26 protein-coding genes are annotated in these 26,246 nt (G+C 65.9%); 14 read left to right on the top strand and 12 right to left on the bottom strand.

Features of this window, described 5'->3' with window-relative positions:
- Positions 1-101 precede the first annotated feature (101 nt).
- The 6 genes from GGR13_RS00745 to GGR13_RS00720 all read left to right on the top strand — a co-directional run bounded on the left by GGR13_RS00745 (position 102) and on the right by GGR13_RS00720 (position 5,715).
- On the top strand, positions 102-1,013 hold the full coding sequence (locus GGR13_RS00745) for a DUF3034 family protein (protein WP_183211556.1): 912 nt from the start codon (positions 102-104) through the stop codon (positions 1,011-1,013).
- 2 nt (positions 1,014-1,015) lie between these two features.
- Entirely contained in the window at positions 1,016-1,513 is a 498-nt protein-coding gene (locus tag GGR13_RS00740) for a group I truncated hemoglobin (RefSeq protein ID WP_183211555.1), read from the top strand.
- A gap of 139 nt (positions 1,514-1,652) precedes the next feature.
- Entirely contained in the window at positions 1,653-3,059 is a 1,407-nt protein-coding gene (locus GGR13_RS00735; protein WP_183211554.1) for a circularly permuted type 2 ATP-grasp protein, read from the top strand.
- A gap of 33 nt (positions 3,060-3,092) precedes the next feature.
- Positions 3,093-4,031, top strand: a complete 939-nt coding sequence (locus GGR13_RS00730; RefSeq protein ID WP_183211553.1) for an alpha-E domain-containing protein — start codon at positions 3,093-3,095, stop codon at positions 4,029-4,031.
- Positions 4,032-4,034: 3 nt separating this feature from the next.
- Positions 4,035-4,874 (top strand): transglutaminase family protein, encoded by an 840-nt coding sequence (locus GGR13_RS00725; RefSeq protein ID WP_183211552.1) that lies wholly within the window; start codon positions 4,035-4,037, stop codon positions 4,872-4,874.
- Between the two features lie 64 nt (positions 4,875-4,938).
- On the top strand, positions 4,939-5,715 hold the full coding sequence (locus GGR13_RS00720; protein ID WP_183211551.1) for a proteasome-type protease: 777 nt from the start codon (positions 4,939-4,941) through the stop codon (positions 5,713-5,715).
- Between the two features lie 6 nt (positions 5,716-5,721).
- On the opposite strand, the gene GGR13_RS00715 is transcribed toward GGR13_RS00720, so the two are convergent.
- Genes GGR13_RS00715 through GGR13_RS00705 form a run of 3 tightly spaced genes read right to left on the bottom strand, consistent with a single transcriptional unit; the run spans position 5,722 to position 11,498 of the window.
- Positions 5,722-7,068 carry an alpha/beta hydrolase gene (locus tag GGR13_RS00715; protein WP_183211550.1) on the bottom strand — a complete coding sequence of 449 codons (1,347 nt, stop codon included), beginning with the start codon at positions 7,066-7,068 and terminating at the stop codon, positions 5,722-5,724.
- Between the two features lie 2 nt (positions 7,069-7,070).
- Positions 7,071-10,142: a TonB-dependent receptor plug domain-containing protein gene (locus GGR13_RS00710; RefSeq protein ID WP_183211549.1), complete on the bottom strand. Its 3,072-nt coding sequence runs from the start codon at positions 10,140-10,142 to the stop codon at positions 7,071-7,073.
- Positions 10,143-10,175: 33 nt separating this feature from the next.
- On the bottom strand, positions 10,176-11,498 hold the full coding sequence (locus GGR13_RS00705) for a C4-dicarboxylate transporter DctA (RefSeq protein WP_183211548.1): 1,323 nt from the start codon (positions 11,496-11,498) through the stop codon (positions 10,176-10,178).
- A 313-nt stretch (positions 11,499-11,811) separates the two neighbouring features.
- Here GGR13_RS00705 and GGR13_RS00700 point away from each other — a divergent pair, with 313 nt between their 5' ends.
- The 4 genes from GGR13_RS00700 to GGR13_RS00685 all read left to right on the top strand — a co-directional run bounded on the left by GGR13_RS00700 (position 11,812) and on the right by GGR13_RS00685 (position 16,878).
- Complete coding sequence (locus GGR13_RS00700; RefSeq protein ID WP_343060269.1) at positions 11,812-13,572, top strand: sensor histidine kinase; 1,761 nt, start codon at positions 11,812-11,814, stop codon at positions 13,570-13,572.
- Positions 13,569-14,921 (top strand): sigma-54-dependent transcriptional regulator, encoded by a 1,353-nt coding sequence (locus GGR13_RS00695; RefSeq protein WP_183211546.1) that lies wholly within the window; start codon positions 13,569-13,571, stop codon positions 14,919-14,921. Before GGR13_RS00700 ends, GGR13_RS00695 begins: the two co-directional genes overlap by 4 nt.
- Positions 14,922-15,027: 106 nt before the next feature.
- A complete protein-coding gene (gene dusA / locus GGR13_RS00690; protein ID WP_183211545.1) occupies positions 15,028-16,053 on the top strand; it encodes a tRNA dihydrouridine(20/20a) synthase DusA in 1,026 nt (341 codons plus the stop codon).
- The gene (locus GGR13_RS00685; protein ID WP_343060267.1) at positions 16,054-16,878 is read left to right on the top strand and encodes a sulfite exporter TauE/SafE family protein; all 825 of its coding nucleotides are present in this window, start codon (positions 16,054-16,056) and stop codon (positions 16,876-16,878) included. It abuts the gene before it with no gap.
- Here the strand turns inward: GGR13_RS00685 and GGR13_RS00680 are convergent.
- Both GGR13_RS00680 and GGR13_RS00675 read right to left on the bottom strand, forming a co-directional pair.
- Positions 16,875-17,399 (bottom strand): TIGR02281 family clan AA aspartic protease, encoded by a 525-nt coding sequence (locus tag GGR13_RS00680; protein ID WP_183211544.1) that lies wholly within the window; start codon positions 17,397-17,399, stop codon positions 16,875-16,877. The two genes, GGR13_RS00685 and GGR13_RS00680, sit on opposite strands and share 4 nt — an antisense overlap.
- A 106-nt stretch (positions 17,400-17,505) precedes the next feature.
- Complete coding sequence (locus GGR13_RS00675; RefSeq protein WP_183211543.1) at positions 17,506-17,709, bottom strand: DUF1289 domain-containing protein; 204 nt, start codon at positions 17,707-17,709, stop codon at positions 17,506-17,508.
- A gap of 161 nt (positions 17,710-17,870) precedes the next feature.
- Between GGR13_RS00675 and GGR13_RS00670 the strand changes: the two genes are divergently transcribed.
- Positions 17,871-18,029 carry a hypothetical protein gene (locus GGR13_RS00670; protein ID WP_183211542.1) on the top strand — a complete coding sequence of 53 codons (159 nt, stop codon included), beginning with the start codon at positions 17,871-17,873 and terminating at the stop codon, positions 18,027-18,029.
- Positions 18,030-18,108: 79 nt separating this feature from the next.
- Positions 18,109-18,909: a crotonase/enoyl-CoA hydratase family protein gene (locus tag GGR13_RS00665; protein ID WP_183211541.1), complete on the top strand. Its 801-nt coding sequence runs from the start codon at positions 18,109-18,111 to the stop codon at positions 18,907-18,909.
- Between the two features lie 6 nt (positions 18,910-18,915).
- Here GGR13_RS00665 and GGR13_RS00660 read toward each other — a convergent pair whose 3' ends face one another.
- The 7 genes from GGR13_RS00660 to dnaG all read right to left on the bottom strand — a co-directional run bounded on the left by GGR13_RS00660 (position 18,916) and on the right by dnaG (position 25,063).
- Positions 18,916-19,905 (bottom strand): ELM1/GtrOC1 family putative glycosyltransferase, encoded by a 990-nt coding sequence (locus tag GGR13_RS00660; RefSeq protein WP_183211540.1) that lies wholly within the window; start codon positions 19,903-19,905, stop codon positions 18,916-18,918.
- Positions 19,896-20,369 (bottom strand): transcription elongation factor GreA, encoded by a 474-nt coding sequence (greA, locus tag GGR13_RS00655; protein ID WP_183211539.1) that lies wholly within the window; start codon positions 20,367-20,369, stop codon positions 19,896-19,898. The genes GGR13_RS00660 and greA overlap by 10 nt, the downstream gene beginning before the upstream one ends.
- Positions 20,370-20,511: 142 nt before the next feature.
- A complete protein-coding gene (locus GGR13_RS00650; protein WP_183211538.1) occupies positions 20,512-20,721 on the bottom strand; it encodes a hypothetical protein in 210 nt (69 codons plus the stop codon).
- Positions 20,722-20,775: 54 nt separating this feature from the next.
- Positions 20,776-21,438 (bottom strand): glutathione S-transferase, encoded by a 663-nt coding sequence (locus GGR13_RS00645; protein ID WP_183211537.1) that lies wholly within the window; start codon positions 21,436-21,438, stop codon positions 20,776-20,778.
- Positions 21,439-21,497: 59 nt separating this feature from the next.
- Positions 21,498-21,710: a cysteine protease gene (locus GGR13_RS00640; RefSeq protein ID WP_183211536.1), complete on the bottom strand. Its 213-nt coding sequence runs from the start codon at positions 21,708-21,710 to the stop codon at positions 21,498-21,500.
- Positions 21,711-21,762: 52 nt separating this feature from the next.
- Positions 21,763-23,073: an amidohydrolase gene (locus tag GGR13_RS00635; RefSeq protein ID WP_183211535.1), complete on the bottom strand. Its 1,311-nt coding sequence runs from the start codon at positions 23,071-23,073 to the stop codon at positions 21,763-21,765.
- Between the two features lie 118 nt (positions 23,074-23,191).
- Positions 23,192-25,063: a DNA primase gene (gene dnaG / locus GGR13_RS00630; RefSeq protein ID WP_183211534.1), complete on the bottom strand. Its 1,872-nt coding sequence runs from the start codon at positions 25,061-25,063 to the stop codon at positions 23,192-23,194.
- Between the two features lie 96 nt (positions 25,064-25,159).
- Between dnaG and GGR13_RS16545 the strand changes: the two genes are divergently transcribed.
- Together GGR13_RS16545 and GGR13_RS16540 are read left to right on the top strand one after the other, a co-directional pair.
- Positions 25,160-25,816 carry a hypothetical protein gene (locus GGR13_RS16545; protein ID WP_246347620.1) on the top strand — a complete coding sequence of 219 codons (657 nt, stop codon included), beginning with the start codon at positions 25,160-25,162 and terminating at the stop codon, positions 25,814-25,816.
- The gene (locus GGR13_RS16540; RefSeq protein WP_343060265.1) at positions 25,813-26,091 is read left to right on the top strand and encodes a transcriptional regulator; all 279 of its coding nucleotides are present in this window, start codon (positions 25,813-25,815) and stop codon (positions 26,089-26,091) included. The genes GGR13_RS16545 and GGR13_RS16540 overlap by 4 nt, the downstream gene beginning before the upstream one ends.
- Positions 26,092-26,246 lie beyond the last annotated feature (155 nt).

Genomic DNA, 26,246 nt, shown 5'->3' with positions numbered 1-26,246 from the left:
TGCCGTAAATCCGCCCAGGGACACGGACGTCGCCCAGATGGCGATCCCGTGTTGTGCGGACCTTTTTAACGGACGTTAACGATGACCGGTTAGCAAACTTCATGACGCATGAAGTGGGTGCCTCGGTGATACGTTCGATCTTTCCCTGTCTGTTGGCCTGCTTGCTGGCTGGGCCCGCAGCCGCGCAGGTATTCGACTGGGTTCCAGACTCCCGCACGGGCGGCAAGCTGTTGCTGACGGGCGGGGTCTCCAGTGTCGAAGGTGCCGGCGGGGGCGGTCTGGCGACCTGGGCCGTGACCACGGGCTATGGAGCCGAGGACGGGATCGGCGGCAATGTGCACGCGACCTATGTCAGCCTGCCCGACTATGAGCTCCGGTCTGTCGGTGCAGCCGTCGGCCTCTGGGACCGGGTCGAGCTGTCGGTGGCGCGCCAGGAATTCGACACCGGCAGCACCGGAGCGCTGCTGGGTCTGGGCGAAGGCTTCACCTTCACCCAGGATGTCGTGGGCGTGAAGGTGAAGCTGGTCGGTGATGCCGTCTATGGCCAGGCCAGCTGGTTGCCGCAGGTTTCCATCGGTGTTCAGCACAAGTCCAATGATCAGGGGGCCGTGATCTCGGCCGTCGGCGGGCGCGATGATGAAGGCACGGACGTCTATGTCGCGGCGACCAAGCTGTTCCTTTCCGAGAGCCTGCTGGTGAACGGCACGGTCCGCTGGACCAAGGCCAACCAGACGGGCCTGCTGGGGTTCGGCGGCGACCGGAATGACGATTATGCGCCGCGATTCGAGGGGTCGGTCGGCTATCTCCTGACCCGGAACCTGCTTGTCGGGGCCGAGTACCGGACCAAGCCTGACAATCTCGGCTTTGCCGCAGAGGATGATGCGTTTGACCTGTTTGCGGCCTATGCCTTCAGCAAGAACGTCTCGCTGACAGCCGCTTACGTGGATCTCGGGTCCATCGCGACCTTCGAAGATCAGCGTGGCCTTTATCTCTCTCTCCAGGTCGGGTTCTGACCATGCGCATCGCCCTTCTGTTTGCCCTGATGGCCGTGACGACCGGCCCCGCGCTGGCCCAGGATGCCCATGCAGTCCCCGGCGAGGAGCCGGTCGACCCCTATGTGGTTTCTGACGCCAATGCCGGCGCAACGCCCTTCGAGGGGCAGGCGATGTGGGCCGCCTTCAACGAGGGCGAAGGCGTCGGGCGGATCGTCGACCAGATGCTGGACCTCAGCGCGGCGGATCCCCGGACGGCCGGAATCTTTGTAGCCACGGACATGGTGCGGCTCCGGCGGACCCTGCGCGAGCAGTTCTGCTACATCCTGAATGGTGGATGCCGCTACACGGGCCGCAGCATGGCCGATGCCCATGACGAGATCGGGCTCCAGCCCGCAGATTTCGGTGCGCTGGTCGAACATCTTCAGACGGCGATGACGGCGGAGGGCGTGCCGTTCCGCACCCAGAACCGCTTTCTGGCCAAGCTGGCTCCGATGCGGCCGGATACGGTCACGCGTTAGTTTCCACACACGCGGTCCGGTCCCGAAAACCCGCCGCCTTTTCCCAAATGTCCCGCATTGCAACATTTCTGTTGCGCGGGACGTTCGGCCCGGTCCACGTTGGGCAACAAGCTGAGGGAGCAGGGCCACGTTCGACGAGATGTCAGGCACGACCGGATCGGGAACGGTCCGCAAGAGCTACCGGACCCTGGCCCGGTGGCTGGAATCCGCGCCGCCCGATCTGCTGCAGTCCCGGTCGCGTCAGGCCGAACTGTTCTTCCGCCGCATGGGGGTGACCTTCGCCGTCTACGGTGATGTCGAGTCCAACGAACGCCTCATCCCCTTCGACGTCGTGCCCCGCATCATTGGCGCGGCGGAATGGAATGAGCTCGAGCGCGGGCTGAAGCAGCGCGTGTCCGCGATCAACGCTTTCCTGAAGGACATCTACGGAGCCCAGGAATGCATCAAGGCGGGCATCGTCCCCGCGGACCTGATCTTCACCAACCCGCATTACCGGCCCGAGATGCAGGGGCGGCGGCCGCCCGGCGACATCTGGACCCATATCAGTGGCGTCGACCTCGTCCGGACCGGTGAGGACGGCTTTCTCGTGCTGGAGGACAATGTCCGCACGCCTTCGGGGGTCTCCTACATGCTGGAAAACCGCGAGATGATGATGCGGCTGTTTCCGGACCTGTTTGCCGAACACCGCATCCGCCCTGTCGAGACCTATACCGACATGCTGCTGGCCAGCCTGAGAGCCTCGGCCCCGGCCCATGCGGGCTCGGACCCGAAGCTGGTGGTCCTGACGCCCGGACCGTTCAACTCGGCCTACTATGAGCACAGCTTCCTGGCCGACAAGCTGGGCGTGGAGCTGGTCGAGGGCGGAGACCTGTTCGTCAATGACGACATCGTCTTCATGCGCACGACCGAGGGCCCGCAGCGGGTCGATGTCATCTATCGCCGGATCGACGACGAGTTCCTCGATCCCCTGACCTTCCGGCCGGACTCGGCGGTCGGCATTCCCGGCCTGATGTCGGCCTATATGGCGGGCAATGTGACGCTGTCGAACGCCGTCGGAACGGGCGTGGCCGATGACAAGGCCGTCTATACCTACATGCCGGACATCATCCGCTTCTTCAGCGGCGGGGACCCGATCCTCGGCAATGTCCCGACCTGGCGCTGCCGCGAGCCGGAGGCCCTGAAGGAAGTCCTGTCCAAGCTGGATCAGCTGGTCGTCAAGGAAGTCGGCGGCTCCGGCGGCTACGGCATGCTGGTCGGCCCGGCTTCGACCAAGGCCGAGATCGAGGATTTCCGCGCCAAGCTGATCGCCGACCCCGACGACTTCATCGCCCAGCCGACCCTGGCCCTGTCCACGGCACCGACGCTGGACAGCGGCGGGGGCCTGTCGCCGCGCCACGTCGACCTCAGGCCCTTCGTCCTGTCGAGCCCGCGCGGTGTGCAGGTTGCGCCGGGCGGTCTGACACGGGTGGCGCTGAAGCCGGGGTCGCTGGTGGTGAACTCCAGCCAGGGCGGTGGGACCAAGGATACCTGGGTGCTGGATGACTAGGACAAGACCATCCATGAACCGGCGGGCCCCGGGATGCTGAGCCGCACTGCAGAGAGCCTGTACTGGACCGGCCGCTACATGGAGCGGGCCGACTTCCTGGCCCGTATTCTGGAGGCGGCCGTGCGACTGGCTGCCCTGCCGGCGCGCGATGGCGCGGCCGCAACGGCCTGGGCCAGTGCCATCGCGTCGGCCGGTGTATCGGGGGCCTTCGCCGCCTCGGCCCGGACGCCGAACGAGAAGTCGGTGCGGGAATATCTGGCGTTTGCGCCGGACAACATGTCCTCGATCAAGGCCTGCATCACCTCGGCGCGCACCAATGCCCGCTCGGTCCGGACCGCCCTGACCATCGAGCTCTGGGAAGCCATCAACGGGGCCTACAACGGGCTGGCCGAGCTGGGCGAGCCGACGCGTCGCGATGATTTCGTCCGGTATCTGGAGTTCGTGAAGGGCGTGTCCCTGGCATTCGAGGGGGCCTCGTCGCGGACGATGCTCCGGAACGACGCCTACTGGTTCCTGAGGCTGGGCGGGGCGATCGAGCGCGCGGACAACACGGCCCGTCTGCTCGACGTGAAATACCATCTGCTGCTGCCCGCCGGAGAGCGGGTCGGTGGCCAGCTGGACTATTTCCAGTGGACGACCCTGTTGCGCGAAGTGTCGGCGCTGACGGCCTATCGCTGGGTCTACCGCGAGAGCGTCCGGCCCTGGCTGGTGGCGGACCTGCTGGTGCTGAACCGCCAGATGCCGCGATCGCTGGCCAGCTGTCAGGGCATGATCGTGAGCTATCTGGACAAGCTGGCCACGGATTACGGTCGGCGGGGGCCGGCGCAGCGCATCGCTTCCGCCCGTCTGACCCAGTTCAACGAGACGAACATCGAGGATATCTTCCAGTCGGGCCTGCACGAGTACATCCTGACGTTCCTCAGCGAGAACAATGGCCTCGCCAGTGCCATCCACGATCAGTACCTGGTCTGACGCATGCGCATCCGGATCGATCACGAAACCCGATATGGCTATGCGCGCGCTGCGCGGTTCATCGTCCAGTCCCTGCGTCTGACGCCACGGTCCACCGAAGGCCAGCAGGTCCGCGACTGGCGGATCGAGACCGACGTCGACACCCGGCTCAGGCGGTCGGAGGATGCCTTCGGCAATATTGTCCACACCCTGTACACAGAACGCCCCACAGACTCCCTGATGGTGCGGGTCACCGGTGAAGTGGCGACGGTCAACACCGGCGGGGTCCTGAAAGGCACGCCTGAACGCCTGTCGCCCCTCGTCTTTCTGCGCAGCACGCCCCTGACGCAGGCCGATGCCGACATGCGCGCCTTTGCCGCCGAAATCGGCGAAGGGCAGCCTCTGGATCGCCTGCACCGGCTCATGGGCGCGATCAACGAGAGCGTGGCCTTCATGGTCGGCTCGACGACGGTAGACCATACCGCCGCAGAGGCCTTCGCCCAGAAGCAGGGGGTCTGCCAGGATCATGCCCAGATCTTCATCGCCTGCGCGCGCCGCATGGGCATTCCGGCCCGCTATGTCTCGGGGCATCTGCATCGCTCGGATGGCGTGATCAATCAGGATGCGGCCCATGCCTGGGCCGAGGGCTGGGTCGAGGACCTGGGATGGATCGGCTTCGATCCGGCGAACGGCATCTGTCCGACCGAACACTATGTGCGCGTGGCGACCGGACTCGACGCGCTGGGGTCCTCGCCGATCCGGGGCACGAGCTATGGCGGGGGGCGCGAGACCATGACCGTGGCCCTGCGTGTGCGCCAGATGCAACAGAACCAGCAACAACAGCAGAGACAGGGCTGGTCGTGACTGGATCGCCGCGCGAATCTGTTAGCGTTCGCTGTTCTTTGAGGGCGGAGCCCGGACTGAGCTGATGACCTATTGCGTCGGTATGCTGGTGAATGACGGTCTGGCGATGATCGCCGACACACGCACGAACGCGGGTGTCGACAACATTTCCTCCTACAAGAAGCTTCACATCACCCAGATTCCGGGGGATCGCATCATCGCGATCGCGACCGCCGGCAACCTGTCCGTGACCCAGATGGCGCTGTCGATGGTGGCAAAGGGCATCCAGATGCCCGGGCATGAGGGCCTTGAAACCCTTGAGACCGCGCCGTCCATGTTCCGCGCCGCGCAACTGGTCGGCCATGCCCTGAACCAGGTCCGGCACGATCTGACGGATTCGCTGGAGGCGGACTCGCTGAAGCTCAGCGCGTCGATGCTGATCGGCGGCCAGGTCCGGGGCGGGCTGCTGAGGCTCTATCTTGTCTATTCGCAGGGCAATTTCATCGAGTGCGGTGCGGACACCCCCTATCTCCAGATCGGCGAGCTGAAATACGGCAAGCCCATTCTGGACCGCGCCCTGCGGCCCGACACCCCGATGTCCGAGGCTGTGAAGCTGGGGCTGATTTCGTTCGACTCGACCATTCGCTCCAACATCGCCGTCGGGCCGCCGTTCGACATGGTGGTGATCCCGCGCGACGGCCTGTTTGGCGAGCAGCGCCGGATTGCGGCCGATGATCCCTATTTCCGGGAACTGGGCCAGCGCTGGTCACAGGCTCTGGCGGACGCCCATCGGGCGATGCCCAGTCCGCCCTGGCTGGAAGCGTCCTCCGTCGCCCGCGGTCCGTTGTCGGTGGTCGGCTAGGCCCCGCTAACGAGCCGCCTGAAAGCGACCGCCCGGTCCGGCCGGTACCGACTCCGTCAGCCGACACGCCGCCGGATCCCTTTCGGCCTTCTCGCAGGTCCTGCGCAGGTCCTCGAAGCCCGGTCGCACGCCTGTATCCAGCCAGGATTCAAGTCCCGCGAGGATGGCCAGGTATCCACTATCGGCCAGCCTGCTGTGCTCGCTTTCGTCGCTGGCGACCTGAAGCAGCAGGTGCTCGCGGCCCGCATGGCTGACGGTCTCCCGGTAGATGGCCTCGACCGTATGCGACACCGTCGGGTCATGCAGCGCGTGTAGGCTGACCGTCGGCACCACGATCAGGCCGGACAGATCGGCGTCATAGGCCAGCCGGGCAAGGCCATCGGGATCAGCCGTGAACCGCTGAACGCCCGCGTTCAGGGCCACGTCATCCGAGGAGCCGCTGTAGACAGTGGCGCTGTTGTCGAACGGGTTGCGGCCACCCAGACGCTGCTGGACCAGGTCCCGGAACAGGAATGTGGCCCAGGACAGATGGCTGACCAGTTCGCCTTCCCCGATGCCGATGACGCGGGTGATGTTCTGCAACCGACCAGCCTGATCCGAGGTGCGCTGGTCGGCCGGGCGATCGATCCCGGTGCAGGCCTCGACACGCTGCCGGAGCTGGGCCCGGGTCAGGGGGCTGTCGACCGGCAGTCCCTGCCACAGGGGGTAGGCGGGTTCGTCGGGCCTGGGATGGTTCTGGCAATAGAACTGGTAGACCGCCCGCAGGTCGGCCCGAAAGCCGTAGGCCCGTGTCCCTCCGGACAGCACGCCATTGGTCAGCAGAACCCCGTCGTAGTTCGGCCGTCCGTCAATATCGAGCGCGTGTAGCTCGGCCGCCTTGGCCGCGACATTGCCTCCCCAGGACTGGCCATGAAGCAGGGTGCGTTCCGGACGACCGAACCGGTCCCAGAACAGCTTGCGGCTGTTGTCGGTGTCCTCGGCCGCCATCCGCACGCCATATCCGCCCCGGCGATAGGTCGAACCGATCCAGGCGTAGCCCTGTCGCACCATGACGGCGAAGCGGTCGAGATCATCGAGCCCGTCCGAAGCCTTCGGCGCGTCTGTTCGAGGGCCGCCGTGGGCATGGACGATGAGGCGACGGTTCCAATTGTCCGGGATCGCGATGACGACCCAGGCCCCGTTTTCATCCTGCGCAGACGAACAGCGTGTCGAAGGCCCGACGGACGCCGGGCAGTCGATCGGCACCGGCTCGGTGCTCACCGCCCCTGCCACGGACGGCAAGGCGGTTGCGATAAACGCCGCGATTGCGAGGCCTGTCGCTGTCCGCCCTGCCGTCCGTGCCATCAGGCTCATCCCTAGAACGTCTTGGAGACGGTGACATACCAGTAGCGACCGTAAGGCCGGTACAACGATCCCAGATAGCCCGTCGAGGACAGGGGCGGCGCTTCATTGGTGATGTTGCGCGCGCCGACACGGATCCGGGCGTCCGAGGCGAGACCGAAATTCTCCTCCCATTCGTACTGGACATAGAGATTGCCGGTGACCTGGCTGTCGACTTCCCATGGCGTGCCCGTCGCGGACAGCAGGTCGTTGTCGTCGACCGCGCTGATGTACTGGGTGAACGCGCCGACCTGCCAGGGGCCCTCGGACCAGGTCAGCGAGCCGGAGAAGCGCCATTCCGGACGGCCGTTCTGGGCCACCAGTTCACTGGTTTCGGGCAGGGGCGTGGCCGCATTGATGATGCCGGCCGCCCGGGCCTCATACAGCGCATCGACGGCCGGTCCACCCTCGCGTCCGAAGGAGATCAGCTTGGCCGCGTTCAAGTTCACGCGGAAGCTGCCCAGTGGCGTGTTCCGCAGACGCCAGTTCAGACCCAGGTCCATACCCTCCACGTCCTGGGGCAGCAGGTTGACGAACCGGTCGCTGATCGAGGTGATCACACCCACGGGCGTGATCCCGGTCCCGGCAAACAGGGCGATGTCGTCGGCATTGACCGGGGCGCGCGTGACCAGCGGATTGGAGCGACCCTGGACCCGGTCCAGATAGTCCTGGACCACAGCGTTACGACCGCCAAACAGGCCGACGATCTTCTCCTGCTGGATGCGCCAGCGATCGACGGTGAAGGTGAAGTCACCCCAGTACTCCGGCAGGAACTGCGGCTGGAAGACGACGCCATAGTTGGTGTTGGTGCTTTCCTCCGGCTCGAGGTCGGGGTTGCCCGACACCAGCAGGGATGCCCCCACGGCGCGCGAGCAGGCCCCGAAGGTGGCGATGCGACGGGCGCGCAGATCGGCCTCGCAGCGGATATAGTCGGGGTTGGTCGAGAGGCGGCCATAGGTCGCCGTATTGACCTGTTCGAGGTTAGGAGCCCGGAAGCCCTCCGAATACGAACCCCTCAGACGCAGGCCGTCGAAGATGTCCCACGAAGCGGCGATCTTCGGCTTGGCCACGTCGCCGAAGTCCGAATAGTGCTCGGCGCGACCGGCGATCTGGACGTTCAGCGCCCGCACCAGGGGGATGTTCATCTCCGGCGAAACCAGTGGCACGGCGAACTCGACATAGGCCGAGGTGACGGTGCGCTCTCCCGAGGTGTCGGGATTCTGGCTGACCGCGATGACGTTCGACAGCTGCACGGCACCGGTGACCGAGTCGCGGAAGGGGTTGGACCCGTCCAGATTCGCATCGCGGTCGTCGCGCTGGGTTTCCTTGCGGGCCTCGAAGCCGAAGGCCACGCCGACGTCACCGCCCGGAAGCGAGAACAGGTCGGGGCGCGAGACCTTGAAGTCATACTGGGTCAGCGTGGTGCGCGACTCCCGTTTCAGGCGGAAGGTGATCGCATCCAGGGCGGTCTGTGAACTGGGCGTGCAGTCGCCAAAGCTGGTCTGGGCGACGCAGCCCCCGTTGAACGGATTGTAGGCGTCCGGCGTGGACAGGGCGAGCGAGGCTTGCAGGGCGGTGGTGTTGACCGCATCGGACTCATCGATTGCCTCGGCCTCGGAGTACAGCAATGCCGTTTCCCAGTCGAAACCGCGCCATTCGCCACGCAGCCCCCCCAGGGCCCGCGCCTGATAGTTCGACACGTCGACCGTCTGGTAGCCGGCATCGACGAACCGGTACTGGTTCAGGGTGACGGCAAGACCCGTGACCGGCACATTGGTCAGGCCCGTGATGCGGTTGGGGTTGGCGCGGCCATCGGCGAACGTCACCGGACCAAACGGATTCCAGTAGTTCTGGGCCGGGATCGTCAGGGTGTTGAGGTTGATGACTGGCGGCTGGATGCGCTGGGTGTCGGCCTGGTACCAGCCCAGCTCGCCGAAGGCCGTGATGTCATTGTTCAGTTCGTAATGGCCGCTTACGAACAGATTGAGCCGCTGGGTGTCCGGCAGGACGGTGGTGCCGGGTGCGGTATCGAACCTGAGCTCGCGCTGAACGCCGTTGAAATTGAGGGCCCCCGAACCGAGGCAGACATCGCCATTGGGAACCAGGCATCCGGCCAGGGCCGTCGGCTGGATATGAAAGGCACCGGCGGCGGTGGTCAGGGCGGTGGTGCCGCGCCGGATGGCGGTGGTCGCGCCGACGACCGCCAGATTGGCCCAGGCTCCGCGCGTGTTGCGGAAGTCGGGCGTCAGGCTGTCGGCATAGTCCGGCTCATTGGCAAACAGGGGCCGCAGATTGTCCGTTTCCGTGAAATTCTGATCCTCGGCCCGAAGCGCGGTGCGGTCGGTGTAGTCGATGAAGGCCGAGATGTTGCCGCGATCGAAATCCTTGCCGGCAAAGATGCCGAGGTCGAACTCGCGCAGGTTCGTGCTTTCGGCCCCGCCGTACTGGGTGGTCATGCGCAGTCCGTCGAAGTCGGTCTCGAGGACGGTGTTGACGACCCCGGCCACGGCATCCGCGCCATAGATGGCCGCCGCGCCGTCGAGCAGCACTTCCAGACGATCGAGGCCCGAGACCGGGATGGCATTGGAGTTGTAGCTGAGCACCGGCACGGTGCCGGTGTCTGACGTGCCCTGGCTGGTCGGGTGCTGGACGATCCGGCGTCCGTTCAGCAGCACCAGCGTATTGCCGACGCCGAGCGAGCGCAGGTTGACCGAGTTCACATCACCGCGCGCCGCGTTCGAGGTCTGGGCGTTGTTGGCCGGGCTGAACAGGACGTCGCCCATCTGGGGAATGCTGCGGAGCAGATCGTCGCCGTTGACGGCACCCGTGGCCAGAATCTCTTCCTGGCCGAGAACCGTCACGGGCAGGGCGGCCGTGGTCGAGGCCCCCCGGATCTGGGAGCCGACGACGATGATCTCGTCGACCGTTGCCTCATCCCCTGGCGCAGGATCCTGAGGCGCGGTCTGGGCCAGAGCCAGACCCGAGCTTGCCAGGACGGCGACCAGGGCCGTTCCGCCCAGCAGTGACAGGCGTTTGATCGTTTTCATTTTCGTTTCCCTCCCTTTGTTATTCGGTCGCTCTCAGTCGACCGCTAAAGTGTCCTTGTCGCCGGGCCCCGCCGCGACATCCGGCGGCGCGGCCAGTGCCTTCGGGCCGGAACCCAGGGCGGCGTTCAGCGCGTCGCGGTCGAGCTCGCCCTCCCAGCGAGCCACCACGAGCGTAGCCACGGCATTGCCGACAAAATTCGTCAGGGCCCGGCATTCGCTCATGAAGCGGTCGATGCCGAGGATCAGCGCCATGCCGGCGATCGGCACCGTGGGCACGACCGCGAGGGTTGCCGCCAGGGTGATGAAGCCTGCGCCGGTGATCCCGGCCGCGCCTTTCGAACTGAGCATGGCCACGAGCAGCAGCAGCACCTGGTCCTGCAGGCTCAGCTCGATGTTCATCGCCTGGGCGATGAACAGGGCCGCCATCGTCATGTAGATGTTGGTGCCGTCCAGATTGAACGAATATCCGGTGGGGACGACCAGTCCGACGACGGACTTCGGGGCTCCCGCAGCCTCGAGCTTCTGCATCAGGCTTGGCAGGGCCGCCTCGGAAGACGAGGTGCCGAGCACCAGCAGCAGCTCTTCCTTCAGATAGCTGATCAGCCGGAAGATCGAGAAGCCGTTGGCGAGGCAGACGAGGCCCAGCACCCCGATCACGAAGATCAGGGATGTCAGATAGAAGGTGGCGATCAGGGCCGCGAGGCTGGCGATGGCACCCAGGCCATAGGCCCCGATGGTGAAGGCGAAGGCCCCGAACGCCCCGATCGGTGCGGCCTTCATCAGGATGGCGACCAGTTTGAAGACGATCTGGCTCAGCGACTCCAGCGCGCGGCGGACCGGCGCGGCCGGCTCGCCGATGATGGCCATGGCGATCCCGAACAGGATCGAGACGAACAGCACCTGAAGGATGTTGCCGGTGACAAACGCACTGACCAGCGTGTCCGGGATGATGCCGGTCAGGAAGCCGATGACCGTCGTTTCATGGGCCGCACTGGCATATTGCGACACGGCGGCGGGGTCGAGCGTGGCCGGATCGATATTCAGCCCTCGGCCGGGCTGGATGACGTTCCCGACGATGAGGCCGATGATCAGCGCCAGGGTCGAGAAGACGAAGAAATAGCCGAAGGCCTTGGCGGCGACGCGTCCGACCTGACCGAGGTCGCGCATGCCGGACATGCCGGTGACGATGGTCAGGAAGATCACCGGGGCGATGATCATCTTGACCAGTTTGATGAAGGCGTCCCCGAGCGGCTTCAGGCTCTGTCCGAACTCCGGGAAGAAGTGGCCGATCAGCCCGCCTGACACGATCGCCATGATGACGATAAAATAGAGGCTGCGATAAAACGGCGGCTTCACGCCAGGCGTGCCCGCAGACTGAGCGATGGGACCCAAGTGACCTCCCTTGGGGCGAAGAGGCCCCGGTCAAGACTGTCGCCAGCTGATGCGGCGTTGCGATCAGTATCGAAGGGTCGTCGAGTTCCGTGCAAGTCACCGGTGTTTGCGCCTCAAGATGTTGTAATAATTACATTATCAAGGCTGTCCGATATCACGCTGCGCTCTTCTGTGCGAAATTCCGCACATGTAAAGTCGACATCTGTGTGATTTTCCGCATAGTCCGCTGATGGGGCCGTCGGAATCGAAGTCATCTGCAGTCTGGCGCGGGTTCGCTGTGATCTGGCTCGCGCTGGCGTGTCTGGCCGTTCTGGTGAGCGGGGAGTGGGCGCGTCGCGACACGCGCGACGTGGCGATCCGGCAGGCCTCCATCGCCTCGACTCTCCACGCCTCCTTGTTGCGCAGCGAGCTTGAACGTCACCGTTCCCTCCCGACGGTCCTGTCCCAGGACGCCGATCTGTTCGCTGCGCTCGCGTCACCTGCAGGGGCCGCAGCCGACCGGCTCAATGTGAAACTCGAAGGTCTTGCGACGGAAACGAGGGCCGCAGCGATCTATCTGCTCGACTCGCGCGGGATTGCGGTCTCGGCCAGCAATTGGCGTGAACCGACGAGTTTCGTCGGTTCGGACTATCGCTTTCGCCCCTATTTCAGAGGCGCACTGGAGTCCGGTGAGGCCAGCTTCTTCGCCCTGGGAACGGTCAGTGGGCGACCTGGGCTCTACCTTGCCCGGCGACTGAGCAATGCGCAGGGCCAGGCGCTGGGTGTCATCGTGGCGAAGGTCGAATTCGACGACCTGGAGGCGGAGTGGCGACGATCCGGAAAACCCACCTATGTCACCGACAGCAATGGCGTGGTCCTGCTGACCACTGTCCCCCAGTGGCGGTTCCGCGCCGCAAGCCCGCTCGCCAATGCCCAGCGTCGCCGCCTGTCTGAAACCCAGACCTCGGGCACGGCATCCCTTGCTGATCTTCCATTCATGGCCGGTACGTCCGACCTGGTGCGGATCGACAGCGATCTCGCACCGGATCTCTATGCCAGGGCTTCCGCTTCGATTCCCGATCTCGGCTGGACCGTGCACCTGTTGTCACCGGTCGGGGCACAGACGACCCGGGCGATCTTCACGGCCCGGACCCTGGCTCTCCTGAGCGTTGCCCTGCTGGCGGGACTTTCCGGCATCCTTCTGCGTCGCCGCCAGCGTGTTCAGTCCCGTGAGATCGAGGCGCAGCGCGCGCGTATCGAACTGGAGCAGCAGATCGACAGCCGCACCACGGAACTGCGTGACGCCAACAGCCTGCTGAACCGGGAAATCAGCGAACGCCAGCGGCTCGAGAAAAGCCGGCAGCTGCTTCAGGACGAACTGATCCAGGCGAACAAGCTGGCGACCCTGGGCCAGATCGCGGCTGGCGTGGCGCATGAGGTCAATCAGCCCCTGGCTGCCATTCGCATGCATGCCGACAGCGCAGGGCTTTATCTCGAGCGGGCCGACAGCGAGTCCCTCGGCCGGTCCCTGACGACCATCAGCGACCTGACGGTGCGGATCGGCACCATCACCGACGAGTTGCGGGCCTTTTCGCGCAAGACCCGGTCCGAGGCCGTCGCGGTCGAGGTCACGAAGGCGCTGGATGGCGCCCTGCTCCTGGCCGGGCCCCGATTGCGCGAGCGCCAGATCCGGCTGGTCCGCAGCCCGCTCTCGCCCGATATCTCCGTGCAAGCCGAACGCTACCGGCTCGAACAGGTCCTCCTGAACCTGATCCAGAACGCCGCCGAGGCGCTGAATGGCACGACCGATCCGCAGATCACCGTGACGGTCGCGACCGAGGACGACAAGGTGATCGTCCGGGTCGCCGACAACGGTCCCGGGGTGTCGGCCGAGATCCGCGACCGGCTCTTCACGCCGTTCACGACGGACAAGCCGGACGGCATGGGGCTGGGTCTAATCATCAGCCGCGACATCCTCGTCGGCTTCGGGGGCGATCTCCGCCTGGACCCCACCACATCCGGGGCGACCTTCAGCATCGTCCTGCCGAGGGCGGCATGAGTTTCGTCATCCTGTCCCGCGTCGCTTTGATCGAGGATGACGAGACGTTCCGGCTCGCCCTGGCAGAGCGGCTGGAACTGTCCGGCTTTACCGTGACAGCCTTTTCCCGAGGCGAGGCTGCGCTCAAGGCGATCGGCGAGGACTTCGAGGGCGTCGTCGTGACCGACCTGCGGATGCCGGGACTGGACGGGCGGCAACTGGTCGAACGTCTGGCCGCGCTTGATCCGGGCCTGCCCGTCATCATGATGACCGGGCATGGCGACGTCGCCGAGGCGGTCGATGCGATGAAGCGCGGGGCCTACGACTTCCTCGCCAAGCCCTTTGCCCCCGAGCGACTGATCGAGACCTTGCGGCGAGCGCTGGAGAAACGCGCGCTCGTGCTGGACAACCGCCGGCTTGTATCCCTCGCTGCAGACGAGACCTGGGCCATCCCGCTCAGCGGCAGCAGTCGGGCCATCGAAGGCGTGCGGGCGGCCATCCGCCAGTTGGCGGATGCTCCGGTCGATGTGCTGATCGAGGGCGAGACCGGCGCTGGCAAGGAGGCCGTCGCCCGCGCCATCCACAATGCCGGCCGTCGACGGCTGCATCCCTTCGTGGCCGTCGCCAGTGCAGCCTTGCCGGAAAGCGGCAGTGAAGGCCTGCTGGCCGGACATGAGTTCGGGGCCTTTCCCGGGGCATCGCGCAAGCGTGTGGGCCAGATCGAGCGCTCACATCAGGGCACGCTGTTTCTGGACGAGATCGATCTCGCCCCTCGCGCCTCCCAGCTTCTCCTCCTGCGCGTTCTCGAAGAACGGGAGGTGCTGCCGCTCGGGGCGTCAGAGCCGAGGGGGCTGGATCTGCGCATCATCGCGGCCACCAAGTCGGACCCGGCCGAGGCGGTTCGCCGGGGCGAGCTTCGCGAGGACCTGTACTACCGGCTCAATGTCGTCCGGCTCCGGATTCCGCCGTTGAGGGATCGGCGCGAGGACATTCCGATGCTGTTCGCGCGCTTCCTGGGGCGGGCGGCGGCCCAGCTGAACCGGCCGTCACCGCCGATCGACCACGGAATCCGTCGTCGGCTGCTGGAGTACGACTGGCCGGGCAACCTGCGCGAGCTGTCCAATTTCGCCAGCCAGGTGGCCGTGGGTCTTGATGCGACCGATGCGCCGGTCGTGTCGGGGACCGGTCTGGTCCAGCAGGTCCAGGCCTATGAAGCCGAGTTGATCCGGGAGGCGCTCGTGGCCTGCCGTGGCGACATTCGCCAGGTGCTGGAGCGGCTGCAGATCCCGCGCAAGACGCTCTATGACAAGATGGCCCGTCACCAGCTTCTGCCAGCCCAGTATCGACTCCCGAGCGAGGCGGGGGCCTGATCGGCGCCTTTCGTCGCGTTTCTTCTCCGTCTCGTATATGGAGGGGCATCCCCCCGATGACCCGGGCCGCACGGTCAGTCCTTGAAGCCTCTGACGACGAGTGACGATGCACGCCATCCCGGCACACAGTTTTTCCGTCGCCCCGATGATGGACTGGACGGACCGGCACTGCCGCACCTTTCACCGGGCCCTGACGAAGCGCGCGCTTCTGTATACGGAAATGGTCACGGCACCGGCGGTGATCCACGGCGATCAGGCGCGGCTGCTGGGGTTCGACGCGGTCGAACACCCCGTCGCCCTGCAACTGGGCGGGTCGGATCCCCAGCAACTGGCGCAGGCCGCCCGGATCGGCGCGGCGATGGGCTATGACGAGATCAATCTGAACGTCGGCTGCCCGTCCGACCGGGTCCAGTCGGGCCGGTTCGGGGCCTGTCTGATGCGCGAGCCGGGGCTGGTCGCGGACTGTATGGCAGCGATCCGTGACGCCGTGGATGTACCCGCGACCGTCAAATGCCGGATCGGCGTGGACGACCAGGACCCCGAAGTCAGCCTGTTTGCCACGGTCGATGCCTCGGCCGCCGCGGGGGTGACGACCTTCATCGTCCATGCGCGCAAGGCCTGGCTGCAGGGCCTGTCGCCCAAGGAAAACCGCGATGTCCCGCCGCTGGACTATGGGCTGGTGCGGCGGCTGAAGCGCGAGCGGCCTCATCTGACGATCGTCATCAATGGCGGCGTCACCTCGCTGGACGAGGTCGAGGCCCATCTGGAACCGGCCGGGGATGAGCCTGCGCTTGATGGCGTGATGCTGGGCCGTGCCGCCTATCATGAGCCCGCCCTGCTGGGTCAGGTCGACCGCCGGCTGTTCGGAGCCGGCACCGATGTCGACGCCTTCGAGGCCATCGAGCGCTACCGGCCCTACCTTCAGGCACGGCTGGACGAGGGCGTGGGGTTGCATTCGATGACCCGGCACATGCTGGGGCTGATGCATGGGCGGGCGGGGGCCCGCGCCTTCCGCCGCATCCTGACGGTGGAGGCGATCGCCCCCCATGCCGGGCTCGAGGTCGTCGATCGCGCGGCCGAGGCCGTGCGCGAGGCCGAGGCCCGCCGCGAGCGCCCGGACCAGGCCGCCTGAGTGCCTGACCTGCCGATCGGCGAGATCCTGGCGCTCATGGGTGCCGTTGTGGCGGCGGGACTGGCCGGCGGGCTAATCGCGGGCCTTTTCGGCGTTGGTGGCGGGACAGTGATCGTCCCGGCCCTGTTCTATGCGTTCGAGGTCCTGGGTCTTGGTGGCGAGGCCAATCTCCACGTCGCCATCGGCACCTCCCTGATGACCATCGTGGCAACGTCCTGGCGGTCGCTGGGAGCCCACCGCAGCCATGGGGCCGTGGATGAGGTCGTACTGAAGACCTGGACGCCCTGGGTGGCATTCGGGGCACTGGTGGGAGCCGGAGTAGCCGGCTTCACCTCCATGGGCGGGCTGGCGATCGTCTATGGCGTCTGCCTGCTGGGGATAGCCGCCCAGATGGGATTGATGCCCGAGCGCTTCACCCTGGCGAAGGATGTCCCGACCGGCTGGACCCGGCGCGGTGTCGGGACCGGGATCGGCCTGTTGTCCGCGATGATGGGAATTGGGGGCGGGAGCTTCGGCGGGATGATGCTGACCCTGTGCGGGCGGCCGATCCATCAGGCCGTGGCAACGGCTTCGGGCTTTGGTGTGGCGATCGGGGCTGCCGCCATGCTGGGTTTTGTGGTTTTCGGCTGGGATGCCGGCGGGCGTCCCCCCCTGTCGCTAGGCTACGTCAATGTGCCTGCCGCGATCGTGATGGGCTTGCTGACGACGCTGGTGGCACCGTTCGGGGCCCGGCTGGCGCACAGGCTGGACAAGCGCGTGCTGCGAAAGGCCTTTGCCCTCTATCTGCTGGCGACGGCCCTGTCGGTGATGCTGAAGGCCCTCTAGGGGCGCAGGGTCAGGCCAGAAGGCGTCGCCTCGAACCGTGACAGCCGCCCCAGGTAGCTCATGCCAAGCAGGGAGTGCGACAGCCCGGCCTCGACCACGAGCGCCTCGACATTGTCGACGGAGGCTCCAGCAACGGCGACCCGGTCGAGCGTCACGGGCGCCGCGCGGGCAGAGCCGGAAGCCGTCTGCACTTCACGGGTAAAGTCGTCGGGCTTCAGTCGCAAACCCAGCCGGGCGGCATCCTCGCGCGTCAGGGCCACGACACTGGCACCGGTATCGACGAGGACCTTGACGGCACGGCCATCGACGTCGGCCTGGGCCCAGTAGTGGCCATCAGAACTGCGGACGATCTGCGTCGCTGTCCCGCTGGCGGGCGCGCTATGGCTCGCCGCGACCGTCGCCAGCATCGGCTGCGCCTGGGCCGGACCGTCATCCGACAGGTTTCCCAGGGTGAATGCCGCCGCAAACGAGGACGTCACTGCGGCCAGCAAGACGATGGCAGGCTGAAGATCAAAGCGCATCGGACCTCACGCGACAGACCCGCTTCTGCGGTCGATGCAATCTGCCACGGGGATGTTGGCATGGCGTGAAGCGGCATGGCTGACGAAGCCTTAATGGCTCCAGGTCTCAACCCCCTGCTTTTTGTCGGCGAAGGGGCAGGTCTTCCATGATCGCAGCGCGCTGTTCATCGCTCAGCGCGCTCCAGCCGCCGATCTCCGCAAGTGTGCGGAAACAGCCGAGGCAGAGGCTCGATGCACCGTCGACCACGCACACCTGGACACAGGGCGTGGCAATGGACTTCGGGATCGGACGGTGTGGCGTAGGGGTCACTTAGATGACAGTCTCACAAAATATGCTCCGATATCGGAGCAAAAAACTTGAACCAAACCCGGTTTCGAACGATATAGACCATGACGCGAAACGACTAAGAGGGTGAAAACCCCTGCAAGCACGCCGCGTCTCTTTTCATCGTTCACGAAAGGAGACGCCAGATGAACGACAGGCAGCGCAATCTGCAACACGCCATGATGTCCTTTGCCCTCTGGGGCGGGATGCTGGTGAATACCAAGGCGACGAATTCGGGGTCCGACCGCGTGGTCAGCCACCCTTCGAACTTTGTGCCTATCCAGGTTGGAAAGCCGCGCGGATAGGCAAGGCGCTCATTATCGACTTGCGCATTCCCACCCCGGTCTCGAAAGAGGCCGGGGTTTTTCCTGCGCGGAGACTGGCATGACCGGATTGATCGAACAGATGCGTCACGATGGCGTGCTGGTGCTGACGCTGGATCGGCCCGACCGGCTGAACGCCCTTCCGGACCTCGGGGACGGCGACGAGGTTGCGGCCATTTGCGAGGCCGTGAATGCCGACATGACCGTGCGGTGTGTCGTCCTGACGGGAGCGGGCCGGGCGTTCTCTGCGGGTGGTGATCTGAATGCCATGAAGGCCCGCTCAGACCTGTTCGAGGGATCGGGCGCGTCGATCCGGGAGCGTTACCGCCGGGTCGTGCACCGGATCGTGCGGGCCCTCTATGGCCTCGAAGTCCCGCTGATCACGGCCGTGAACGGGCCCGCCATGGGCCTGGGGTGTGACATTGCCGGGCTGGGCGACATTCGCATCGCGTCGGATCGCGCCAGCTTTGGCGTGCCTTTCCTGAAGCTGGGCATCATCCCCGGCGATGGGGGTTCGTGGCTGCTGCCGCGCAACGTCGGCTATGCGCGGGCCGCGGAGATGCTGTTCACGGCGCGCACGATCGATGCCGTGACGGCTGACGCATGGGGACTGGTCAACCGCGTGGTGCCGCACGACAGCCTCATGGAGGAGGCCATGATCACCGCACGGCAGATTGCCGCCCAGCCGCCACAGGCGCTTCGGATGGCCAAGACCCTCCTGCGCCAGGGCCGCGACATGAATTTCGATCAGATGCTGGAGATGTCGGCGGCCATGCAGGCCCTGGCCCATCTGACCGATGATCATATCGAAGGCGTCACCGCTGTTCTGGAAAAGCGCCCCGGGGACTTCAAGGGACGCTGAGCCCCCTCAGCGCGCCGCCATGGCTTCCAGCACCGCCCGGGCCGCGCGCGCGGTCTCGTTGAGCGGGACATAGGTCCAGGGGGTCAGGTCACCGTCAAAGGGGCGGGTCGCACCGTGTGCTTCAAGATCGGCGTGCAGGCGCGCGAACTTGCCGGACGGCTTCCGGGGGACCATCGGCAGGATGCGGACGGGCTTGCCGGTCGAGGCCGCCTCGGTCGCCATATTGGCACTGTCCTCGGTCACGAGGATGTGGTCGGCAGACTGCAGGAAGGCAAAGAGCGGGTTCTCGCCCGTCTCGTCCCAGATCAGGCCGGGGAGAATGGAGAGACGCTCGGTCATGATCCGGCGCGCCTCGGACGGCGTGCGACGCGAGAAGGTCAGCATGAGCGAGCCCCCCGCCGCAGCGATCGCGGCGGCTATGTCGTCTGCCAGTCCGATGGCGTGTGCTGGGGTCAGATCGAACGCAGCGGATCGTCCGCCGATCAGCACAGCCACCCGCGGGTGGGGAAGGGGGTCAAGCCGCTCTGCAAAAGCGACCGCAGCAGCGGCGATACGATCTGGCGTGATGCGATGCGGCGAGCCGATGATCTCGAACACGGCATCGCCCGACAGGCCATCGTGGGCCGGGGCCACGACCATGTCGAAACGCGATGGATTGGACCGTGGGTCCTGGGTCTGGACGACGAACGTCCTGCCGCCGGAGCGCTGCCGGACGGCGACTGACAATGGAAGCGTGGCCCGCCCGGTCGCGATCCAGAGATCGGGCCAGGGCTCTGTCGGTGACGGGAAGGGGGCGTCGGACCCTGGGTCCAGCATCGCCTCGGTCTTGAGGGCGCTGGGAAGCCGGTCGAACATCGGCCGCCAGCGGATACGTTTGATGGATATGTCAGCCGGAACAAGGCGCTGGATGGCTTCCGCCAGACCCAGCGCCTGATTCTCGATTCCGGCACGGCCGTCAGAGACGACCTGGATGGAAAGGGGTGAGCCTACTTCCACTCGACCTTGAGGATCTCGTAGGCCTTGACGCCACCGGGCGTGTTGACCTCGACCACGTCGCCGACCTCCTTGGAGATCATGGCGCGGGCGATCGGCGACGAAATGCTGATCTTGCCCTGTTTCACGTCGGCCTCGTGCTCGCCGACGATCTGGTAGCAGCCCTCGTCCTCGGTATCCTCGTCAACGACGGTGACCGTCGCGCCGAATTTGACCTGTGAACCCGACAGCTTGGAAACGTCGATGACCTGTGCGCGGCTGATCTTGTCCTCGATCTCGGCGATCTGGCCTTCGATCCAGCCCTGGCGCTCCTTGGCGGCGTGATATTCGGCGTTTTCGGACAGGTCGCCGTGTTCGCGGGCCTCCGAAATGGCCGCAATCACGCTGGGCCGCTCGACCGATTTCAATTGCTTCAGTTGATCGTCGAGGGAGCGATAGCCCTCGCCGGTCATGGGGACTTTTTCCATAGGTGTCGTGAGTTTCTGTTGATCGCCCGAAAGCAGGAAAAGACAGGAAAGCGGCACTGGCGACGGTCGCAGGGCGCGCGCGACCGGCCAAAGAAGGTAGGGCAGGCAGGCGAGAAACTCAAGGGAGCTTGAAAGTCACGCTTCAGCGGGTGGAGCCAGACGGTGTCACGTCGCGATGACGGCGACGCGACAGCCATCGTGTTGCAACCATATAGGTCAGCCAGGCCACTGCGGCCGCCCCGACAAGACCGAACATCAGCGACAGTAGAAACGCGCCTGCCGCTATGAACGCCAGGGTGAAGGCAATCGCGGCAATCAGCGCGGCGACGATCTGGATGGTCTGGATACGCATGGCCTTACCAACGCCGAGTTCGCGACCCGGTTGCGGAACGCCGGAATGCGACGTTCAGGCGTAGGCATAGGGTCCGCCACGGTCCAGAGCCCTTTGATAGGCCGGACGCGCGTGGATCGTTTTCAGGAAACGCGTGATGTTGGGCTTGCCGACATAGGGCGCGCGGCTGCCTGCGGCCTCGAGCGGAAAGCTCATCATGATGTCGGCCGCCGTGAAGGTGTCGCCGGCAAACCAGGCCGATTTGCCCAGTTCACTTTCCCAGTAGGCGACGTGGGTCGCGATCTGCGGGTCGATGAAGCCCGACTGGGCCTTGCTCGAAATGGCATTCACGATCGGCTTCACCAGTCCGGGTGACCGTTTTGGCAACTGGCCAAAGACGAGCTTGAGCAGGAGCGGCGTCATGGCTGACCCTTCGGCATAATGCAGCCAGTACGTCAGCCTTCTGGCCTCAGGCGTGCCCGGTGCGGGCCGCAGCGGCGTGCCCGGGTTGGCGTCCAGCAGATGCTCGATAATGGCCCCCGTCTCGGCAACACGGATTTCGCCATCATCGATCACGGGCGACTTGCCGAGGGGGTGGAGAGCGCGAAGCTCCGGCGGGGCCAGCATCGTGGCGGCATCCCGCTCGTAGTGTTTGACCTCATAGGCCAAGCCCATCTCCTCCAGCAGCCAGAGCACGCGCTGGGAGCGGGAGTTGTTCAGGTGATGGACGGTGATCATGGCACGCTCCGGAGTGAAGGCATCAGACTAGCGCGGATGACCCTGCGTCCGGCAAGGGGTCAGACGCGCCGGCCGCTCCACCGCTGGCGTGACGCGGGACGGGGCTTGCCCTGGGACTGGGTCTGACCGCCAGCGCGGGCCTTGCGCTGCTGGAGCAACTCCCAGGCCAGGGTTGCCAGCGCCAGCTTGCCCGCATGGCGACCAGCAAATTTGCGGCCCCCCTTGGACAGCAACAGACCGCCGATGGCGGTAGCGATACGGGACAGGGCCATGGTTCGATCTCCGATGTTCAGCAGGACCTAACGCACAGTCATGCCGAACCGTTCAAAGTGCCGTGCGCGGCATCAGCGCCTCGGCGGCCAGGACACTGGCTTCGACACCCAGGGTCACCGAGGGTTCCGGCTCGATCCTGAACAGCGGCGAGTGGTGGCCTGGAGCGCCGGCGAGCTGGTCGGCCGGCGTGCCGCCGACGCTGAAATAGACCCCCTTCACGCCGCTTTCGGGCGTGACGAAATAGGCGAAGTCCTCTGCCCCCATGCCGGTGCGCGAGCTTTCGGTCAGGGTGCCGGCACCCAGGGACGACCTGAGAACGTCGCGGACCCGCTGAGCAGTTGCCGCGTCATTGATGGTCGGCGGGGTGTTCTCGGTCGGGGACCGGACGACGGTCGGCAGCCTGTCCTCCGGCACGCCCATGGCCAGGGCCGTGCCCCGCGCCACACGATCGATTCCGTCCAGCAGGGCTGTCCGAGTCTCCGGATTGTCGGAGCGGACGGTCAGTTGCAGATCGACGCGGTCGGAGATGATGTTGTGCTTGATGCCGCCATGGAACGATCCGACGGTGACGATGGCGCCTTCCAGCGGATTGATGCTGCGGCTGGGCAGAGTCTGCAGGTTCATCACGATGGCCGAAGCCACGACGATCGGGTCGATGCCGAGGTGCGGGTAGGCTCCGTGCGTGCCGATACCGTGAACCGCGATGTCGATGCTGTCGGAACTGGACGCCGTGATGCCGAGCGGAACCTCAAGGCTGCCGGTCGCCAGATCCGCCGAGACATGGAAGGCAAGGGCATAGTCCGGCTTGGGAAAGCGCGAATACAACCCATCCTGGACCATCGCACGCGCTCCGAAGATGCGCTCCTCGGCCGGCTGGGCGATCAGGACCAGGGTGCCGGCCCAGTTGGCCTTGCGCGCCATCATCTGCCGGGCGGTTCCGACCAGGGCCGTGATGTGCACGTCGTGGCCACAGGCATGCATGACGGGTTTCTCGATCCCGTCACTGTCCGTCTGGCGGGCGGTCGAGGCGTTGGCGAGGCCGGACTGCTCGTTCAGGGGCAGTCCATCCATGTCGGCGCGGATCATGACGGTCGGTCCGTCGCCATTCTTAAGGACGGCGACCACGCCTGTGCCGCCGATGCCGGTGGTCACGTCATAGCCGAGGGCCGAAAGCTCTGCCGCCATCCGGGCCGAGGTCTGGATCTCGAGCCCCGACAGTTCCGGATTGCGATGGAAATGGTCGAACAGGGCCGCAAGGTTCATGTCGTAGTCGCTCTGCACTGCGGCCTTGAGCCCGTCCTGCGCGAGCGCAGGACTGCAGGTCAGCAGCGCCGCTATGGCCGTCGTCATCAAAACCCGCATCGATCATTCCCCCGAGTGTTCGTCGAACATTGCGCGTTTGCAGCGGGCTGTCGACGGGATGCCTGGCGTTTGGAGTCTGCCGGTCGGGGCACGAGGCGGCAAGCCGTTGCCATCCCTTTTAGGTCGCGCCCGGATCCCAGATAGTCCCGGTCTTGATGGCGCGTTTCAGGGCATCGCGTTCGGCCTTGAGGCGGCTGAAGGTCGGCGCGTCGAAAGCCTGATCGGCACCGGACTTGGCGGCAGCGAGGGCCTTCTCCAGCGCGGCGACGCGGGTCAGCGCATCGAAGGCCTGGGCCCAGCGCAGGCGGGTCTCGGTGATCGGGAGGGCGGCGTTCAGGAAGGGCGCGCCGGACTTCGTCGCGGCCCGCTCGACCTCGCGCAGGAGGTCGTCGTGCCCGGAGCCCGACAGGTGGCGGCGGAGCGCCGCGCTGTCCATCGATGCCCCGGAGAACCGCAGCCGCACCAGTTCCTGCGCAAGGCCATCCAGCGCATGGTCACCAAAGCCGTGACTGGAGATTGCCTCCAGATGATCGTCCATCCGCTCCGGGTCATCGATGGCACCGTGCGCCAGCGCCGCGGCAACGGGTTCGATCGAGCGGTTCAGGGCCTGCATGGCCTGGGCCCCTTCGGCCGTCTGGCCGAGCTTGGGCGGCACGCCGGGCTTCCAGCGAGCACCGGGCACGAAAGGCGCGCGGGCGGCCGGGGCCGGACGACCGGGGAAGAGGGCGTCGAACCGCTCGAACAGGTCGCGGCGGTACTGTTCGGCCAGGTCCTTGTCCTGGATGGCCAGGGCGGCCTGGCGCAACCGACCCTTCAGCCCGGCCTTGCGTTCGGGCGTGTCCAGCGGCTCGGCCTCGGCCTCGCGGCGGAACAGCATGTCCGAGAACGTGCGGGTCTCCGACATCGCCTGACGCAGGGCCGGGGCCCCCTTGCCGCGCAGTATGTCGTCCGGGTCCTGACCCCCGTCCAGCAGGGCGAAGCGGAACGATCGGCCGGGCTTCAGAAGCGGTAGCGCCCGCTCGATCGACCGGAAAGCGGCGCGCTGGCCCGCCCCGTCGCCGTCGAAGCAGAGCACGGGTTCCGACGACACCCGCCACAGCAGGGCCATCTGCTCCTCGGTCAGGGCCGTGCCCATGGGGGCGACCGCTGGCAGGCCCGCCCTCTGGCAGGCGATGACGTCCATATAGCCTTCGACGACGATGATGGACTGGGTCGACTTGCTCTCGGCCCCCAGGATGCGCCGGGCCTCGGGCAGCCCGTACAGGGTCGCGCCCTTGTGGAAGAGCGGGCTCTCCGGACCGTTCAGGTATTTGGCCCGGTCGTCGGGGTTCATGGCCCGCCCGCCGAAGCTGACGATCCGGCCGCGCGCATCCAGGATCGGGAACATCAACCGGTCGCGGAACCGGTCGTAGGGAGAGCCGCCGCCCTCCGGCGCGATCAGCATCCCGGTCTCGACCAGCTCACCCGGCTTGGCCCCGCGCTGCACCAGCGCTGCCTTCAGACCCTCGCGGTCATTTGGCGCATAGCCCAGGCCGAACCGTTCCCACTGGTCCTCGGGCAGGCCGCGCCGCTCCAGATAGTCCCGAGCCGCCTTGCCCACCGACCGGCGCAGATTGGCCGCGAACCATTTCTGGGACAGGTCCATCCAGTCCGACAGGCCCTGACGCTTCTGTTCGCGCTCGGCCGCCTGGGGGTCTTCGGCCGGGAGCTGCATCCCGGCCTCGGCGGCCAGCCGTTCGACCGCTTCGGGAAAGGACAGCCGCTCGGTCTCCTGCAGGAAGCTGATGATGTCTCCATGCTTGCCGGAGCTGAAGTCATGGAAGAAACCCTTGTCGTCATTGACGAAGAACGAGGGCGACTTCTCCTTGGAAAAGGGGCTGAGCCCGACCCATTCCCGTCCCTGACGCTTGAGCTTCACCGACCGCCCGATGACATCGGACGGGCGAAGGCGGGCCTTCAGTTCTTCCAGGAAACGATCATCGAAACGCACCCGACAGCCTTAGCGGCAATCGGGGCCCAAACGAAGCGGGGGTTGACTCGACAACTTTGTTATTGAAAGTAGTCAGCTCACCATCAGGACGCTGCCATGACCCGGACCACCGATATCCCTGAGGCCTCCGCCGAGAGCGACCTGGCCTATCTGAAGCGAATGGCGAGCGCCGGGCGGGGCGCGCCTGCGCCGTTTCTGGTGCTGATGGCCGCATTCGGTGCCTGCTTCGGTCTGTCGTTTCTCGCGATCGGGCTGTTGATCCATGTCTATGGAGCCGAGGCCTTCATGCGCGAGGATCCGGGGATCCTGTTCAGGATTGCCGGCATGACGCCGATCGTGTCGCAGGGCGTCTTCCTGCTGGCCCTGCTCTGGACGGCCTGGCGGACATTCGGGCCCAACCGGGTCAAGCTGAGCCGGGCCGCCGTTGCGGTCTGGTCTGCCGCCTTCATCGCCCTGATCACCGTCGTCACGGCATTCAATCTTTACACCCGGGGGGAGCCAGGGACCGATCAGGTCTACACGGCCTATATGATGCCCCCGGTCCTGCTGGCGCTGTGGGGCTGTGCATGGTGGGTCACGGCGATCCTGGGGGCGCGCCGCTGGCTGCTGGTCGTGGCTGTGGCCAGTTTCCTCGCGGCCGTGATGATGGCCGTGATTGGCAATACGCCGCCCTTCCTCCTGGCCAGCGCCGCTTGCCTGCTGGGGCTCGCCTTCCTGCCCGCCGTCCTGCTGATGCGCGAGCGCCGCGCGTGAGCCTGCCGGACGGGGAGGTCGATCCCCTGATCTCCAGCCGGGTGCGGGCCGGTATCCTCGCCTTCCTTTCGGATCGCGGCGCTGCGGATTTCACGGAGCTGGGCGCTGTGCTGGAACTGGCCAACAATACCCTGTCCAGCCATCTGCAGCGGCTAGAGGCGGCGGGCTATATCGAGTTGCGTCGCGGGTTCCTGGGCCGCAAGCCGCGCACCCGGGTGGTGCTGACGCAGACGGGCCGCACGGCATGGGCGACCCATCTCGACCGTCTGGGCTGAGGGTTCTCAACAGGGGTGCGTTAAGATTTCGGTAACCAAGATGGCGAAACGGCGGCGCTAAATTACTGAATCATGTGACATTTTTTCGTCTGAATGCGGAACTATCCACAGGTCCTGTGGTTAACAGCCACGAGACGCAGAAGGTGTCCATCCCC

It is taken from the genome of Brevundimonas variabilis, assembly GCF_014199945.1.
GTDB classification, from domain to species: domain Bacteria; phylum Pseudomonadota; class Alphaproteobacteria; order Caulobacterales; family Caulobacteraceae; genus Brevundimonas; species Brevundimonas variabilis.
The sequence above is the reverse complement of the archived record's forward strand: the minus strand, read 5'-3'. Positions and strand labels throughout refer to the sequence as shown.